Annotated in this window: 10 protein-coding genes; 2 read left to right on the forward strand and 8 right to left on the reverse strand. The window is 61.3% G+C overall.

All coding sequences use genetic code 11. From position 1 onward, the window contains the following. Positions 1 to 49 precede the first annotated feature (49 nt). The 4 genes from tuf to rpsL form a co-directional block, all read right to left on the reverse strand. The gene (tuf, locus tag LOM8899_RS02710) at positions 50 to 1,225 is read right to left on the reverse strand and encodes an elongation factor Tu (RefSeq protein ID WP_093990607.1); all 1,176 of its coding nucleotides are present in this window, start codon (positions 1,223 to 1,225) and stop codon (positions 50 to 52) included. A gap of 86 nt (positions 1,226 to 1,311) precedes the next feature. Continuing rightward, the gene (gene fusA / locus LOM8899_RS02715) at positions 1,312 to 3,435 is read right to left on the reverse strand and encodes an elongation factor G (RefSeq protein ID WP_093990608.1); all 2,124 of its coding nucleotides are present in this window, start codon (positions 3,433 to 3,435) and stop codon (positions 1,312 to 1,314) included. A gap of 15 nt (positions 3,436 to 3,450) precedes the next feature. Beyond that, on the reverse strand, positions 3,451 to 3,921 hold the full coding sequence (gene rpsG / locus LOM8899_RS02720; RefSeq protein ID WP_093990609.1) for a 30S ribosomal protein S7: 471 nt from the start codon (positions 3,919 to 3,921) through the stop codon (positions 3,451 to 3,453). Between the two features lie 93 nt (positions 3,922 to 4,014). Then, on the reverse strand, positions 4,015 to 4,386 hold the full coding sequence (rpsL, locus tag LOM8899_RS02725; RefSeq protein ID WP_093990610.1) for a 30S ribosomal protein S12: 372 nt from the start codon (positions 4,384 to 4,386) through the stop codon (positions 4,015 to 4,017). Positions 4,387 to 4,855: 469 nt separating this feature from the next. Between rpsL and LOM8899_RS02730 the strand changes: the two genes are divergently transcribed. After that, positions 4,856 to 5,431, forward strand: a complete 576-nt coding sequence (locus tag LOM8899_RS02730) for a hypothetical protein (RefSeq protein ID WP_093990611.1) — start codon at positions 4,856 to 4,858, stop codon at positions 5,429 to 5,431. Between the two features lie 3 nt (positions 5,432 to 5,434). Here LOM8899_RS02730 and LOM8899_RS02735 read toward each other — a convergent pair whose 3' ends face one another. Next, positions 5,435 to 6,352, reverse strand: a complete 918-nt coding sequence (locus LOM8899_RS02735; RefSeq protein WP_093990612.1) for a DMT family transporter — start codon at positions 6,350 to 6,352, stop codon at positions 5,435 to 5,437. A gap of 60 nt (positions 6,353 to 6,412) precedes the next feature. On the opposite strand from LOM8899_RS02735, the gene LOM8899_RS02740 reads away from it, so the two are divergent. Continuing rightward, positions 6,413 to 7,414: a glycosyltransferase family 2 protein gene (locus tag LOM8899_RS02740; protein ID WP_093990613.1), complete on the forward strand. Its 1,002-nt coding sequence runs from the start codon at positions 6,413 to 6,415 to the stop codon at positions 7,412 to 7,414. Position 7,415: 1 nt separating this feature from the next. Here LOM8899_RS02740 and LOM8899_RS02745 read toward each other — a convergent pair whose 3' ends face one another. The 3 genes from LOM8899_RS02745 to rpoB all read right to left on the reverse strand — a co-directional run bounded on the left by LOM8899_RS02745 (position 7,416) and on the right by rpoB (position 17,330). Next, complete coding sequence (locus LOM8899_RS02745) at positions 7,416 to 8,651, reverse strand: aminopeptidase (protein ID WP_093991378.1); 1,236 nt, start codon at positions 8,649 to 8,651, stop codon at positions 7,416 to 7,418. Between the two features lie 209 nt (positions 8,652 to 8,860). Further along, positions 8,861 to 13,105 carry a DNA-directed RNA polymerase subunit beta' gene (gene rpoC, locus LOM8899_RS02750; RefSeq protein WP_093990614.1) on the reverse strand — a complete coding sequence of 1,415 codons (4,245 nt, stop codon included), beginning with the start codon at positions 13,103 to 13,105 and terminating at the stop codon, positions 8,861 to 8,863. A gap of 85 nt (positions 13,106 to 13,190) precedes the next feature. Next, on the reverse strand, positions 13,191 to 17,330 hold the full coding sequence (gene rpoB / locus LOM8899_RS02755; protein WP_093990615.1) for a DNA-directed RNA polymerase subunit beta: 4,140 nt from the start codon (positions 17,328 to 17,330) through the stop codon (positions 13,191 to 13,193). Positions 17,331 to 17,481 lie beyond the last annotated feature (151 nt).

Consider the following 17,481-nt stretch of genomic DNA (forward strand, 5'->3'; position numbering starts at 1 on the left):
CGGCTCTCTTATCTCATTGGCTGGTGCGCGCAAGCACGCACCAAACAATTTACTCGATGATTTTCGAGACGACGCCTGCGCCGACGGTGCGGCCGCCTTCGCGGATGGCGAAGCGCAGGCCGTCTTCCATCGCGATCGGTGCGATCAGCTCGACGGTGAACTTCAGGTTGTCGCCCGGCATCACCATCTCGGTGCCGGCGGGCAGCTCAACCGTGCCGGTCACGTCCGTCGTGCGGAAGTAGAACTGCGGGCGGTAGTTGGCGAAGAACGGCGTGTGACGGCCACCCTCTTCCTTGGTCAGGATGTAGGCCTCGGCCTCGAACTTGGTGTGCGGCTTGACCGAACCGGGCTTGCAGAGAACCTGGCCACGCTCGACGCCTTCACGGTCGATACCGCGCAGCAGGGCGCCGATGTTGTCGCCGGCCTCACCACGGTCGAGCAGCTTGCGGAACATCTCGACACCGGTACATGTGGTGGTCTTGGTGTCGCGGATACCCACGATCTCGATGCTGTCGCCGACGTTGATCACGCCACGCTCGACGCGGCCGGTCACGACGGTACCACGGCCGGAGATCGAGAACACGTCCTCGATCGGCATCAGGAACGGCTGGTCCACGGCGCGGGCCGGGGTCGGGATGTACTCGTCGACGGCGGCCATCAGCTTCTTGATCGACTCTTCGCCGATCTCGGGATCGCGGCCTTCCATGGCGGCCAGAGCCGAACCCGGAATGATCGGAATATCGTCGCCGGGGTACTCGTAGGAGGACAGCAGCTCGCGGATTTCCATCTCGACCAGCTCGAGAAGCTCGGCGTCGTCGACCTGATCGACCTTGTTCATGTAGACGACCATGTAGGGGATGCCCACCTGACGGCCGAGCAGGATGTGCTCGCGGGTCTGGGGCATCGGGCCGTCGGCGGCGTTCACGACCAGGATCGCGCCGTCCATCTGGGCGGCACCGGTGATCATGTTCTTGACGTAGTCGGCGTGGCCGGGGCAGTCGACGTGAGCGTAGTGACGGCTCTCGGTCTCGTACTCGACGTGAGCGGTCGAGATCGTGATCCCACGGGCCTTCTCTTCCGGCGCGCCGTCGATCTGGTCGTATGCCTGGAAGTCACCGAAATACTTCGTGATCGCCGCGGTCAGCGTCGTCTTGCCGTGGTCGACGTGGCCGATCGTGCCAATGTTTACGTGCGGCTTGTTGCGTTCAAACTTTGCCTTCGCCATGGAGTGGCTCCTTCTTTGATGTGACGGTGCGCGACCTTGCGCATCCTACAGGGTTGGTAGGGTGCGTGCTGTCGCACGCACCGCCGTTATGCGAATTTCTTCTGGATCTCGTCCGAGATGTTCTGCGGCACGGGCTCGTAGTGATCGAACTGCATCGTGAAGTTTGCGCGGCCCGAAGACATGGAGCGCAACGTGTTGATGTAGCCGAACATGTTGGCCAGAGGCACGAAACAGTCGATCGCGATGGCGTTGCCGCGCGTGTCCTGACCCTGAACCATGCCCCGACGCGATGTCAGGTCACCGATGATGCCACCGGTGTATTCTTCAGGAGTCACGACCTCGACCTTCATGATCGGCTCGAGCAGCTTGGCACCGGCGCGGCGCAGACCTTCTCTCATGCACATACGTGCAGCGATCTCGAACGCCAGAACGCTGGAGTCGACGTCGTGGAACTTACCGTCCAGCAGCGCGACCTTGAAGTCGATGACGGGGAAGCCTGCCAGCGGACCGGAGTCCATGACCGACTTGATCCCTTTTTCGACGCCCGGGATGTATTCCTTGGGCACCGCACCACCAACGATCTTGCTCTCGAACGAGTAGCCTTCGCCAGGCTCCGTCGGCATGATCATCAATTTGACCTCTGCAAACTGACCCGAACCACCAGACTGCTTCTTGTGGGTGTAGGTATGCTCAAGCTCGTGACCAATAGTCTCACGGTATGCCACCTGCGGCGCACCGATGTTGGCCTCGACCTTGAACTCACGACGCATCCGGTCGACCAGAATGTCGAGGTGCAATTCGCCCATGCCCTTCATGATGGTCTGACCACTTTCGAAGTCAGTTTCCACGCGGAAGGACGGATCCTCAGCAGCCAGACGAGCAAGGGCGATGCCCATCTTCTCCTGGTCGGCCTTGGTCTTGGGCTCGACGGCAATCTCGATAACCGGATCGGGGAAGGTCATGGTTTCCAGAACGACGGGATCGCTCGAGTCGCACAAGGTGTCACCGGTCGTGGTGTTCTTGAGGCCACCCAGCGCGATGATGTCGCCCGCAAAGGCTTCCTCGATCTCTTCGCGGTTGATCGAGTGCATCATCATCATCCGACCGACACGCTCTTTATGACCCTTGGTGGAGTTGAGCATGGTGTCGCCCTTCTTCATCTTACCCGAATAGATGCGGGTAAAAGTCAGGGAGCCGACGAAGGGGTCGTTCATGATCTTGAATGCCAGGCCAGAGAACGGCATGTCATCGTCCGCACGGCGGGGGATGTCACGGGTCTCGGTCTCGTCACCGGGGCGGAAGCCCATGTAGTCCACGACGTCGAGCGGGCTCGGCAGATAGTCGACCACGGCGTTGAGCAGAGGCTGCACGCCCTTGTTCTTGAAGGCGGAGCCAGCCAGAACAGGAACGAAATCCATCGCCAGGGTGCCCTTGCGGATCAGCTTGCGCAGGGTATCCACGTCGGGCTCTTCGCCTTCGAGATAGGCCATCATGGCGTCGTCGTCCTGCTCAACGGCAAGCTCGACCAGCTTTGCATGATACTCGTCGGCCTTCGCCTTGTAGCTGTCGCGGATCGGCTTGCGAACCCAGGATGCGCCAAGGTCTTCGCCTTCGTAGACCCATTCTTCCATGGTCACGAGATCGATGATGCCCTCGAGCTCGTTCTCGGCACCGATGGGAAGCTGAACCGGAGCGGTCTTGGCGCCGGTGCGGTCTTCGATCATGTCGACGCACTTGTAGAAGTCGGCGCCGATCTTATCCATCTTGTTGACGAACACGATGCGCGGCACGTGATAGCGGTCGGCCTGACGCCAAACGGTCTCGGTCTGGGGTTCGACACCGGCGTTGGCGTCGAGCACGCAGATCGCGCCGTCGAGCACGGCCAGCGAACGCTCGACTTCGATGGTGAAGTCGACGTGGCCGGGGGTGTCGATGATGTTCATCCGATACTTGGTGTCGGAGGTGCCATCCTTGGTCGGGTCTTCCTGACGCTGCCAGAACGTGGTGGTCGCAGCGGAAGTGATCGTGATGCCACGCTCCTGCTCCTGCTCCATCCAGTCCATGGTCGCTGCACCATCGTGCACTTCGCCGATGTTGTGCGACTTGCCGGTGTAATACAGAATACGCTCGGAACAGGTGGTCTTGCCTGCATCGATATGCGCCATGATCCCGAAGTTACGGTAGCGCTGAAGGGGATATTCGCGTGCCATGAGATTGGCTCCTGTTTACCAGCGGTAGTGGCTGAACGCTTTGTTGGCGTCGGCCATCTTGTGTGTGTCTTCACGCTTCTTCACGGCAGTGCCACGGCCATTGACGGCATCGACAAGCTCGCCAGCCAGACGCTCTTCCATGGTGTTCTCGTTGCGCTTCTTGGACGCTTCGATCAGCCAGCGGATCGCGAGCGCTTCGCGGCGCTCGGGGCGAACTTCGACGGGCACCTGATAGGTGGCACCACCGACGCGGCGCGACCGGACTTCGAGGTTCGGCTTGATGTTCTCGAGGGACTCGTGGAACACTTCCAACGGGGCCTTCTTGAGCTTGGCTTCAACGCGCTCGAATGCGTTGTAGACGATGCGCTCGGCGACGGCTTTCTTGCCGTCAACCATGAGGTTGTTCATGAACTTGGTGAGAACCCGGTCGCCAAACTTGGCGTCAGGCAGGATCTCGCGTTTTTCTGCGGCGTGGCGACGGGACATTAGGGTGTTCCTTGGTCGGTTGTGGGCGGGGGTGGGATCAGACCCACCTTACAGGGGCGGTGCGACGGGTGAGCCAAAGCCCACCAGCCAGGATTACTTCGGACGCTTGGCGCCGTATTTGGACCGGCGCTGCTTACGATCCTTGACACCTTGGGTATCAAGCACACCGCGCAGGATGTGGTAACGCACACCGGGAAGGTCTTTGACCCGGCCGCCGCGGATAAGAACAACCGAGTGCTCTTGCAGGTTGTGGCTTTCGCCCGGGATATAGCTGATCACTTCGAAACCATTGGTCAGACGCACCTTGGCGACCTTCCGCATAGCCGAGTTCGGCTTCTTCGGTGTCGTCGTATAGACACGGGTACAAACACCGCGCTTCTGCGGGCAGCTCTCGAGGTGCATGGACTTCGAGCGAGTAACTTTTGGCTGACGCGGTTTCCGGATCAGCTGCTGGATCGTTGGCATTGGGCTTTGTTCCCCGTTCCTACACATGTGTTGCGGACCAAAAGCGATCCGCCGATTACGTTCCGCCCGGTCGCGCGTCCGCGTGGGCATTGAAAGACGCGCTTTTGGCCAGGGCCATGGGCGCAAAACAAAAAGTCCGCAGCGTTCCCGCTACCTGCGGAACGATGCGGTGAGCTTGCAGAGGATCGGGGCGTTGCCGGCCCGGATCATGACCACTTCGACTTTGATGTCAGTACAGAAGACAGACTGCCCCCGGCACTGGATGAGCGGCGTATAGGGGGAGTCGGGAGAGGTGTCAACACTCGGCCGCCCCGAACCGGGCGCGCCCCGCAAGACAGCGAATTCTGGCCGAAACTATCCGCTAACAAGCGAATGATATTTGATAGCGCGGGCGTTCGTGTGCATGTGGCGGCAGATACACCCCCGCCGGGCCGATGCAAGCCCGCATAATTCATTTCCGGAGAGCCCAATGCGCACAGCCTTCCTTGTTCCCCTCGCCGCTCTTGCCCTCGCCGCCTGCGAGGCAACCCCGCCGACCATCACCACGGACGATATCGCCGACTTCAACGAGGCATCCAAAGCGGCAAGCACATTGCCGACCACCGCCATCGGCGACCTGCCCGCCGGGACGGTGAGCTACTTTGGACAATTCGGTTCGGACGCCTCGGTCGAAGGTGTCGACAACTATTCGATGATCGGCGACATGAGGATGAACGTGCGCTTCAACGATCAGGATGTGGACGGCGTGATCAACAACGTAAACCTGATCCAGGGCGGCGTGCCGCAGCAGCAGATGTCCGGCGATCTGCAGATTGACGGCGCCGCGGTCAACGGCGTCATCGTCGCCGACGCCTCCGGCGATCTTTGGCGAGTCGTGGCCAACAAGTCCGAGTTCGCCTCGATCGAGCTTGAACTGCTGGGAACCGTCCAGACAGGGCTCACCGACGGCGATGTCGTCTCGGGCAGCGTCACCGGTGGCGGCAACGGGCAATTCACTGTGGTGCTGGACGGCTTCGGCACCTTCTACGGCGTCGCCGAGCAATAACGATCAGAGCCGGGCAACCGGCCTCGGGGGCGGCGCCGAGCGTCGCCCCGCCTGGCGCAACTGCCATTCGCGCAGCAAGGTGAAGACACCGGTCGCCACGACGATTGCAGCACCGATCAACGTCAGCAGATCAGGAAAGCTGCCAAACACCACGACGCCGAGAATCAGCGCCACCAGGAGGCTGGTATAGCGGAACGGTGCCACGAACCCGATCTCGCCCACACGCATGGAACTGACCGACAGGATATAGCCCGCGACCACGAAGAGCGTCGCACCGATCAGTTGCAGACTGGGCAACAGGCCCATCGGTTGCCACTGCACAAAGGCTGCCCCTGCTGCGGAAAACAGGGTCACACCGATCGCGGCCGCAAGCGAGACCACCAAGGACGGCACCGATTTCGAAATCTTGCGCACCACAACGTCGCGGATGGTCACGCAGATCACCGAGCCGAGCGCATAGAGCGAATGGATCGTGAATGCGTCGGTGCCGGGCTTCACGATCAACAAGACCCCGCCGAATCCGATCATGATGGCCAACAGCCTGCGCCAACCGACGACTTCGCCCAGAAACATCGCGCTGGCGAGGGTCACCGTCAGGGGCAGCGATTGCAGAATCGCGGAAACACTGGCGATTGACATGTTGTTGAGCGCGGTCAGAAACAGCCACGCAGCGCCGGCTTCGGCGGCGGTGCGAATGGCGATCAGGGTCCAATCCTCGCGCGACAGATCAAAACGCAACTGGCCCATGCGGCGTGCAAGGATCAGCAACAGAATCGTCGTGCCCAACCCGCGCAGGACAAGGGCCTGAAACAAAGGGATGTGCACCCCCAGCGCCTTCATGCAGGCGTCGTTAAAGGTAAAGGCGGCCATGGCTCCCGTCATCAGGAGCGCCCCGCGCATATTGTCGCTCAACTGTGCCATACGCGCCCGTAACAGCCTCGCAGTCTTTACGCCAGATGGTTTCGGTGGTTCTTAGAGAGCATGAGTGACCGAGATGAAAGCTTCCTCGTCTTCGCCGGCATGCGCAACGAAGGCGCGTTCCTGATCGAATGGCTTTGCTGGTATCGGATGCTGGGCTTCGAAGTGCTGGTCGGAATCAACGATTGCACCGATCACTCCCCTGCCCTGCTGCGGCGATTGCAGGAGGAAGGGCTGCTCAGCGTCTTCGAGCACACACCCAAGGAAGGACAGCCGCCCAAGGCCAGCGCGCACGCCGCGATGCGGCGGCAACCGCAGGTGGCCGATACCGACTGGCTGCTGATCTGCGATGTCGACGAGTTTCTGGTGCTGCACCGGGGCGACGGCACCATCGGCAGCTATCTCGATGACGTCGGGCGCGATTTCATGGGAATGGCCTTTCACTGGAAATGCTTCGGAAACGGCGGCTGGAAACGGTATCACGACGGGCTCGTGCACCAGCAATTCCGGCGCTGTGGAGCGGGCAGCAACAAGGTGAACGCCATGTTCAAGATGCTGTTCAAGCATCCGCTGCGGTTCAAGCGCTATTCCGACCACAGCCCGTTCCAGTTCGACGGCGACTGGCACGCGCCGGAAAACCGGATCGTCGATTGCCAGGGCCGGGTGATCGAGCGGTTCCTGACCGACCCGCACCCCGTGCGGTTCTCGACGCCCGAGCAGATCACCCACGCCACCGCGCAGATGAACCACTACGTGATCCGGTCGGACGAGAGCTTCGATCTCAAGCGGGGCAAGCCGAGCGCCAGCGCCAACAAGAACCGGTACACCGAACAGTTCTACCGGGCGCGCAACAAGAACGGGTTCAAGGACCTGTCCGCCCTCGCCTATCAGGACCGGTTCAACGAAATCCACGCCGAGGTCATGGCCCTGCCCGGCGTCAGATTGCTGCACTACCTGTGTTGCATCGACTACGTCGAGCGGCTCTGCGAAAATCAAGGGGTCGACCCAAAGGACGACCCCCGCTGGCAGGAATACGCAAAACTCGCCACCGAGGCGGCAGACTAGGCTAGGCCCATTCGCCGCCACGCATGACCGGGGTCGCGGTGCCGTCAGAACTCAGCCCGTCAATGTCGATCTCGGCGGATCCGATCATCCAGTCCACGTGGATCAGGCTCGAATTGCCTCCGCGACGGGCTAGCTCATCGGCGCTCAGGTTGCTGTCGTCGAAGCAATCGGAATAGCACTGGCCCAAGGCGATATGGCTGGCGGCGTTTTCGTCGAACAAGGTGTTGTAGAACAACAAGCCGGTTTGCGAGATGGGCGAGCTGTGCGGGACAAGGGCCACCTCGCCCAAACGGGCGGCGCCCTCATCAGTGGCAATCAACTCGCGAAACACCGCTTCGCCGGCGCTGGCCTTGGCCTCGACGATCCGGCCCGCCTCAAAGCGCACCTCGATGCCCTCGATCAGGCTGCCCTGATAGGCCAGCGGCTTGGTCGCGCGGACCGTGCCGTCCACGCGGTGGGCATGGGGCGTGGTAAAGACCTCCTCGGTCGGGACGTTGGGATTGCAGGTCACGCCGTTGCGGGCCTTGGACGAGCCGCCTTTCCACGCATGCCCATCGGCCAGACCAAGCGTCAGATCGGTGCCCGGGCCGCGATAGCGCAAGGCATGGAACGACCGCGCGTTCAGCCACTCGGTGCGGGCACGCAACTCGGCATTGTGGCGTGCCCACTCGGCCACCGGATCGGGGAAATTCAGACGAGAGGCGGCGAACACGGCCTCGGCCAAGCGCAACTGCGCCTCGTCGACCGGCAGATCGGGAAACACCTGTGCCGCCCAAGCCGGGCTCGGATAGGCCGTGACGTTCCAGTTGATGTCGAAATTCGTGATGCGGGCGCTTGCGGGCTTCGACGCAATCGAATTGGCCTTGCCCTGACGGGCAACTTTCGCGGGATCCTGCGAGGCCAGCAGCATCGGGTTGTCACCCTTGATGGCGAGGCGGGCGACATTCTCGCCAAAGGCCTTGCCCATCGCCTCGTACAACCAGTTCGGAGCCTTGTCGAAACTGGCGTCATGGCCGTGCTCGTACAGGGCCAGTGTCACAGCGTCATCCGAGAGGATCGGGGTCACCACACCGGCCCCGGCGCGATAGGCGGCAGCAACGACGGGGCGAAGCAACGGCAAGGCATCGGTCGATGCGGTGATGATCAAATCCTGACCGGACTGGAGGTTGAGACCGACGCGGACGATCACTTCGGCCATCTGGTCGAGCTTGGCTGGGTCAATGGCGGCTTGGGTCATGGCGGATCCGATCTGTCTGGTGGCTTTGGCGCTTTGTTTCAAATCCGCAAGGACGGGTAAAGGTCCAAGACAACGGCGAGGTCGGGCGGCACCTGAGCAGCCTTTGGGCTGCGAAGACATGGCGTCGCGCCAACGGCGCGTCATTCTGGTCGGCCCAACGCAAAAGGCCCCCGACTGGCGGGGGCCTTTCAGAACCATAAGGCTCTTTCTTATTCGTCGCGGCTATCGGGCGTGTCGATCACGAGCGTGTCGAACTCGTCGCCGCCAACCACGTCTGCGGGCTCGGGTGCAGCCAAAGCGGCTGCGGCCTCGGCCTCGTCACGCTTGGCATCGATCACCACATTGTCGCGCTCTGCGGCAATGCGACGAACGCGGCTGGTGGCACCACCGGTGCCGGCCGGGATCAGACGACCCACGATGACGTTCTCCTTGAGACCGACGAGCTTGTCACGCTTGCCCTGAACAGAGGCTTCGGTGAGCACGCGAGTGGTCTCCTGGAACGACGCCGCCGAGATGAACGACCGGGTCTGCAAGGAGGCCTTGGTGATCCCGAGAAGGATCGGACCGCCCTGAGCCGGGCGACCGCCCTTGGAGATCGCCTTGGCATTCGCCTCGTCGAACTCGGCCTTGTCGACATGCTCGCCCTTGAGCAGGGTCGTCTCGCCGCTGTCGCTGATCTCGATCTTCTGCAGCATCTGGCGAACGATCACCTCGATGTGCTTGTCGTTGATCTTCACACCTTGCAGTCGGTAGACGTCCTGAACCTCGGCGATCATGTAATCGGCCAGCGCCTCGACACCCATGATGGCGAGAATGTCATGGGGGGCTGGGTTGCCGTCCATGATGTAATCGCCCTTGGTGACGAAATCACCTTCCTGCACCGGGATATGCTTGCCCTTGGGCACCATATACTCGACGCGGTGATCCGGATCCTCCGCGGATTCGATCGCGATGCGACGCTTGTTCTTGTAGTCCTTGCCAAAGCGAACGTAGCCGTCGATTTCCGCGATGATGGCGTGATCCTTGGGGCGACGTGCCTCAAAGAGTTCTGCCACACGGGGCAGACCACCGGTGATGTCCTTGGTCTTGGCACCCTCGCGCGGGATACGGGCGACCACGTCACCGGCCGAGATATCGTCGCCGTCCTCGACGGAGAGGATGGCGTCCACCGACATCGGATAGGTCACCGGGTTGCCCGCGTCGTTGCGGACCGGCTCGCCATCGGCGCCGACGATGATGATCTCGGGCTTGAGCTCGTTGCCCTTGGGCACCGACCGCCAGTCGGACACGATACGCTGTGTCATGCCGGTGGCTTCGTCGGTGTCCTCACGGACCGCGATCCCGTTGACCAGATCGACATAGCGAACCTTACCGGCCTTGTCGGCGATGATCGGCAGGGTGTAGGGATCCCATTCGATCAACTTGTCGCCGCGCTCGACCATCTGGCCTTCCTTGACGAACAGCTTGGTGCCGTAGCCGATCTTGTGCTGGGCACGCTCTTCACCGTTCTCGTCGATGATCGCGAGAACCATGTTCCGGCCCATTGCGATGTTCTCACCGGCGGTATTCTCGAGCAACGACGCGTTGCGGAACTCGATCTTACCGGACTGCGAGGCTTCGAGGAACGACTGCTGGCCACCCTGGGCCACGCCGCCGATGTGGAACGTCCGCATCGTCAGCTGTGTGCCGGGCTCACCGATGGACTGGGCCGCGATGATACCGACGGCCTCGCCCTGGTTGACCATGGTGCCACGGGCTAGGTCACGGCCGTAGCAGGCCGCACAGACGCCATCTTCGGCCTCACAGGTCAGAGGGCTGCGGATGCGCATCTTGTTGACGCCGGCCAGCTCGATCATGTCGGCCTTTCGCTCGTCGATCAGCTCACCCTGCTTGACCAACACCTCATCGGTGCCGGGCTTGAGCACGTCGTCGGCGGACACACGGCCCAGAACGCGCTCGGCAAGGCTGGAGACGACTTCACCGTCATTGACGGCTGCCTCCGCGGTGATCGCCGCATCGGTTCCGCAATCGTGCTGACGCACGATGCAGTCCTGCGACACATCGACAAGACGCCGGGTCAGGTAACCCGAGTTCGCGGTCTTGAGCGCGGTATCGGACAGACCCTTACGGGCACCGTGGGTGGAGTTGAAGTACTCCAACACGGTCAGGCCTTCCTTAAAGTTCGAGATGATCGGCGTTTCGATGATCTCGCCGGACGGCTTGGCCATCAGGCCGCGCATACCGCCCAACTGCTTCATCTGAGTGACCGAGCCACGCGCACCGGAGTGGGCCATCATGTAGACCGAGTTCGGCTCTGCCTCAGCGCCATCGATGACCTTGTTGGCCGAGATGGTGGACATCATGGCAGCGGTGACCTTGTCGTTACACTTCGACCATGCATCGACGACCTTGTTGTACTTTTCGCCCTGAGTGATCAGGCCGTCCATGTACTGCTGTTCAAAGTCCTTCACCTGCTCGCGGGTCTCGTCGACCAGCTCCCACTTGGCGTCGGGCACAACCATGTCGTCCTTGCCGAACGAGATGCCTGCCTTGAACGCTTCGCGGAAGCCTGCGGTCATGATCTGGTCACAGAAGATAACCGACTCTTTCTGGCCGCAATAGCGGTAGACGGTGTCGATGACTTGCTGCACCTCTTTCTTGCGAAGGAGGCGGTTGACGAGGCTGAACGGCGCTTTGGCGTTAAGGGGCAAAAGCGCACCCAGACGCAGACGGCCGGGGGTCGTCTCGAAGCGCACGAAGACTTCGTTGCCCTCGTCGTCGATCTGCTTGACGCGGGCGTTGATCTTGGCGTGCATATGCACTTCGCCAGCGGTCAGAGCATGCTCCATCTCCTCGATGGAGCCGAAGGTCATGCCTTCACCCTTCATGCCCTCACGCTCGATGGTCGTGTAGTAGAGACCAAGGATCATATCCTGCGACGGCACGATGATCGGAGCACCGTTTGCAGGGGACAGAACGTTGTTCGTCGACATCATCAGAACGCGGGCTTCCAACTGGGCCTCGAGGCTCAGCGGGACGTGGACAGCCATCTGGTCACCATCGAAGTCGGCGTTGAAGGCCGAACAGACGAGCGGGTGCAGCTGGATAGCCTTGCCTTCGATCAGGATCGGCTCGAACGCCTGGATGCCCAAACGGTGCAGCGTCGGCGCACGGTTCAGCATGACAGGATGTTCGCGGATCACCTCGTCGAGGATGTCCCAAACTTCGGGGCGCTCTTTCTCGACCAGCTTCTTGGCCTGCTTGACGGTCGAAGACAGACCCTTCGCCTCAAGCCGCGAGTAGATGAACGGCTTGAATAGCTCCAACGCCATCTTCTTGGGCAGACCGCACTGGTGCAGCTTCAACTCCGGGCCGGTCACGATGACCGAACGACCGGAGAAGTCGACGCGCTTACCCAAAAGGTTCTGACGGAAGCGACCCTGCTTGCCCTTGAGCATGTCGGACAGCGACTTCAGCGGGCGCTTGTTGGCACCGGTGATGACGCGACCACGACGGCCGTTGTCGAACAGGGCGTCGACGGATTCCTGCAACATCCGCTTCTCGTTGCGGACGATGATGTCAGGGGCGCGAAGCTCGATCAGACGCTTCAGACGGTTGTTGCGGTTGATCACCCGGCGATACAGATCGTTGAGATCCGACGTCGCAAAGCGGCCACCGTCAAGCGGGACGAGCGGGCGCAGTTCCGGCGGGATCACCGGGATCACGGTCAGGATCATCCATTCCGGGCGGTTGCCGGACTCGATGAAGCTCTCGACGATCTTCAGACGCTTGATGATCTTCTTGGGCTTCAATTCGCCTGTGGCTTCCTTGAGGTCGGCGCGCAGCGTATCGGCCTCGGCTTCGAGGTCGATGGCGGCAAGCATCTCGCGGATGGCTTCTGCACCGATGTTGGCCTGGAAGGCGTCGGCGCCATAGGCGTCCTGCGCATCGAGATACTCTTCCTCGGTCATCAGCTGACCGTAGGTGAGATCGGTCAGACCGGGCTCGATGACGACATAGTTCTCAAAGTAGAGAATCCGCTCCAGATCGCGCAGGGTCATGTCCAGCATCAGGCCGATGCGGGACGGCAGAGACTTGAGGAACCAGATGTGGGCGACGGGCGAGGCCAGCTCGATGTGGCCCATCCGCTCGCGGCGAACCTTCTGCAGGGTCACTTCGACACCGCATTTCTCGCAGACGACGCCGCGATACTTCATGCGCTTGTATTTGCCGCACAGGCATTCGTAATCCTTGATCGGGCCAAAGATACGGGCGCAGAACAGGCCGTCACGCTCGGGCTTGAACGTGCGGTAGTTAATGGTTTCAGGCTTTTTGATCTCGCCAAAGGACCACGACAGGATCCGCTCCGGCGACGCGAGAGAGACCTTGATCTCGTCGAACGTCTTGGCCGGTGTGAGCGGGTTGAACGGGTTGTTGGTCAGTTCCTGGTTCATTTAGATACCTCGAATATCGGGTGAGAGGGGGCGGGTCGAAGGTCTCGCAAGACCTTCGGCCCGATAGGAATTCTTGGAGAAATTCCTACTCATCCACCTCCGCATCCAGGAGTTCCATGTTGAGGCCCAGACCCCGGACCTCCTTGACAAGCACGTTGAACGACTCGGGCACGCCGGCCTCGAAGTTGTCCTCGCCCTTGACGATGCTTTCATAGACCTTCGTCCGGCCTGCCACGTCGTCGGATTTGACCGTCAGCATTTCCTGCAAGGTGTAGGCGGCGCCGTAGGCTTCCAGAGCCCAGACCTCCATCTCACCAAAGCGCTGACCACCGAACTGTGCCTTACCACCCAGCGGCTGCTGCGTGACGAGGCTGTATGGACCGGTCGAACGGGCGTGGATCTTGTCGTCGACCAAGTGGTGCAGCTTGAGCAGATACTTGACGCCGACAGTGACCGGCCGCGAGAACTGCTCGCCGGTGCGACCGTCGAACAGGATCGACTGACCAGAGGTGTCAAACCCGGCCTTGCGCAGGCTTTCGTTGACATCCGCCTCTTTCGCCCCGTCAAAGACCGGGGTCGCAATCGGCACACCACGGGTCACGGCACCGGCCGCTTCCAGCAGACGGTCGTCGTCCATGCCCTCGATGCCTTCGTCAAAGACGTCATCGCCATAGGCAATGCGCATGGCTTCCTTGACAGGGGTCAGATCGCCAGAGCGGCGATAATCGGACAGCGCCTCGTCGACCTGGATACCCAGACCGCGTGCCGCCCAACCCATGTGGGTCTCGAGGATCTGACCGACGTTCATGCGCGAAGGCACGCCCAGCGGGTTCAGACAGAAATCCACAGGCGTCCCGTCGGCGAGGAACGGCATGTCCTCCATCGGAACGACCTTGGAAATCACACCCTTGTTGCCGTGACGACCGGCCATCTTGTCGCCCGGTTGCAGCTTGCGCTTCACCGCCACGAACACCTTGACCATCTTCATCACGCCCGGAGGCAGATCGTCACCACGACGGACCTTCTCGACCTTGTCCTCGAAGCGGGCATCCAAAGTGCGCTTCTGCACTTCGTACTGCTCGTTCAGGGCCTCGACGATCTTGGCATCGTCCTCGTCTTCGAGAGCCAACTGCCACCACTGACCACGGCTCAGTTCAGAGACGCTTTGCTCAGTGATCTGCGAGCCGGCCTTGAAGCCGCGCGGGCCTTTGACAGCGATCTTGCCTTCGATCATCGACCACAGACGGGCATAGATGTTGCGGTCGAGAATGGCCAACTCGTCGTCGCGGTCGCGACCCAGACGGGCCACTTCTTCGCGCTCGATCTGCAGGGCACGTTCGTCCTTCTCCACACCGTGACGGTTGAACACACGCACTTCGACGATCGTGCCGAAGTCACCGGGCGGCAAGCGCAGCGAGGTGTCGCGGACGTCCGAGGCCTTCTCACCAAAGATGGCGCGGAGGAGCTTTTCTTCCGGCGTCATCGGGCTTTCGCCCTTTGGAGTGATCTTGCCGACAAGGATGTCACCGGGGCCGACTTCGGCACCGATATACACGATGCCCGCTTCATCGAGGTTGCGCAGGGCTTCCTCACCGACGTTCGGGATATCGCGGGTGATTTCCTCGGGGCCGAGCTTGGTGTCACGGGCGGCGACTTCGAATTCCTCGATGTGGATCGAGGTAAAGACGTCGTCGCGGGTGATCCGCTCGGAGATCAGGATCGAGTCCTCGTAGTTGTAGCCGTTCCACGGCATGAACGCGACGACCACGTTCTTGCCGAGTGCGAGCTCGCCCATATCGGTCGACGGACCGTCGGCGATGACCTCGCCCTTGAGGACGGTGTCACCCACTTTCACCAGCGGACGCTGGTTGATGCAGGTGTTCTGGTTCGAGCGCTGGAACTTGCGCAAACGATAGATGTCCACGCCCGGATCACCGACTTCGAGGTCGGATGTGGCACGCACAACGATACGCTGAGCATCGACCTGGTCGATGATACCGGCGCGACGGGCCATGATGGCAGCGCCGGAGTCGCGGGCGACGACTTCTTCGATACCGGTGCCCACGAGGGGAGCCTCGGCCTGAAGCAGCGGAACCGCCTGACGTTGCATGTTCGAGCCCATCAAGGCGCGGTTCGCGTCGTCGTTCTCGAGGAACGGGATCAGCGATGCCGCAACGGACACGAGCTGCTTGGGGGAGACGTCGATCAGATCGACGCTGCCCTTCGGGGCCAGCATGTAGTCACCCGACTGACGGGTCGAGACCAGATCGTTGACGAACTCGCCCTGCTCGTTGAGGTTGGCGTTCGCCTGCGCCACGGTGTGACGCATTTCCTCGGTCGCAGACATGTACTGAACGTCGTCGGTCACCTTGCCGTCGGTCACCCGACGATACGGTGTCTCGATGAAGCCGTACTTGTTCACGCGGGCAAAGGTTGCCAGCGAGTTGATCAGACCGATGTTCGGGCCTTCCGGCGTCTCGATCGGACACATCCGGCCATAGTGGGTCGGGTGCACGTCGCGCACCTCAAAGCCTGCACGCTCACGGGTCAAACCGCCCGGCCCAAGCGCCGAGAGACGACGTTTGTGGGTCACCTCGGAGAGCGGGTTGGTCTGGTCCATGAACTGCGACAGCTGCGACGAGCCAAAGAACTCGCGAACGGCGGCGGCAGCCGGCTTGGCGTTGATCAGGTCCTGCGGCATGACGGTGTCGATCTCGACGCTGGACATACGCTCCTTGATGGCGCGCTCCATGCGAAGCAGGCCAACACGGTACTGGTTCTCCATCAATTCACCGACAGAGCGGACACGACGGTTACCGAGGTGGTCGATATCGTCGATATCGCCCTTGCCGTCGCGAAGCTCGACCAGCGCCTTGATGCAGGCGATGATGTCTTCCTTGCGCAGGGTGCGCTGGGTGTCTTCGGCATCCAGATCGAGACGCATGTTCATCTTGACCCGGCCCACGGCGGACAGGTCGTAACGCTCGGAATCAAAGAACAGCGTGTCGAACAGGGCGCTTGCGGCGTCCACGGTCGGCGGCTCGCCCGGGCGCATCACACGGTAGATGTCCATCAGCGCCGTGTCGCGACCGAGGTTCTTGTCACCGGCCAGGGTGTTGCGGATATACGGGCCGACGTTGACGTTATCGATGTCCAGAACCGGGATCTCGGTGATACCGGCATCCATCAGCTCCTTGACGGTGCCGCCGATGATCTCGCCGTCCTTGTCCATCTCGAGGGTCAGCTCATCGCCGGCCTCGACATAGATGGCGCCGTTTTCCTCGTTGATGATGTCGCGAGCGGCAAACTTGCCCACGATGTTGCGGAACGGCACGAGAAGGTTCGTGACCTTGCCCTCGTCGATCAGCTTCTTGACGGTCCGCGGAGTGACCTTCTCACCCGCGGCGGCGATCACCTCACCGGTGGCCGCATCGATCAGGTCATAGGTCGGACGTGTGCCACGAACGCGCTCGGGGAAGAACTTCGTGACCCAACCATTGGCCTTTTTGTCAAAGCTGTAGTCGATGGTGTTGTAATAGGCGTTCATGATCGACTCTTGATCCATGCCAAGCGCATAGAGCAGGGTCGTCACAGGCAATTTGCGGCGACGGTCGATCCGGCAGAACACGAGGTCCTTGGCGTCGAACTCAAAGTCGAGCCAGCTGCCGCGATATGGGATGATGCGGCAGGCAAACAGGAGCTTGCCCGAAGAGTGGGTCTTGCCCTTGTCGTGGTCAAAGAACACGCCGGGAGAGCGGTGCATCTGGGACACGATCACACGCTCGGTGCCGTTCACGATGAACGTGCCGTTGTGCGTCATCAGGGGCATGTCGCCCATGAACACGTCCTGCTCCTTGATGTCCTTGACGGACTTCGCGCCCGTATCCTCGTCGACATCGAACACGATCAGACGAAGGGTCACCTTGAGCGGAGCGCTATACGTCATGTCGCGCTGCTGGCACTCCTCGACGTCGTATTTCGGCTTTTCCAGCTCGTATTTGACAAATTCAAGAACCGCGGTCTCGTTGAAATCCTTGATCGGGAAAACCGACTGAAAGACACCGTTGATGCCTTCGCCGTCCATCGGCTGCGGGGCGTCGCCCGAGCGCAGGAACAGATCGTATGAGGATTTCTGAACCTCGATGAGGTTCGGCATTTCGAGAACTTCGCGGATTTTACCGTAGTATTTCCGAAGGCGTTTCTGGCCGAGGAAGGACGTTGCCATGTGCGTCGTCACCTTTCACAAATCTCTGCGGACGTCGCGCCACCGGGGCCGCGGCACGTCGCCCATTGAGAGCGGGGGTTCCGGTCTATGCGTGGCGCCCGTCCCACCGGACGCCTCCCGACCTTTGGAACCTACCCAAGAGGAGCGCATG

Source organism: Flavimaricola marinus (assembly GCF_900184895.1).
GTDB lineage: Bacteria > Pseudomonadota > Alphaproteobacteria > Rhodobacterales > Rhodobacteraceae > Flavimaricola > Flavimaricola marinus.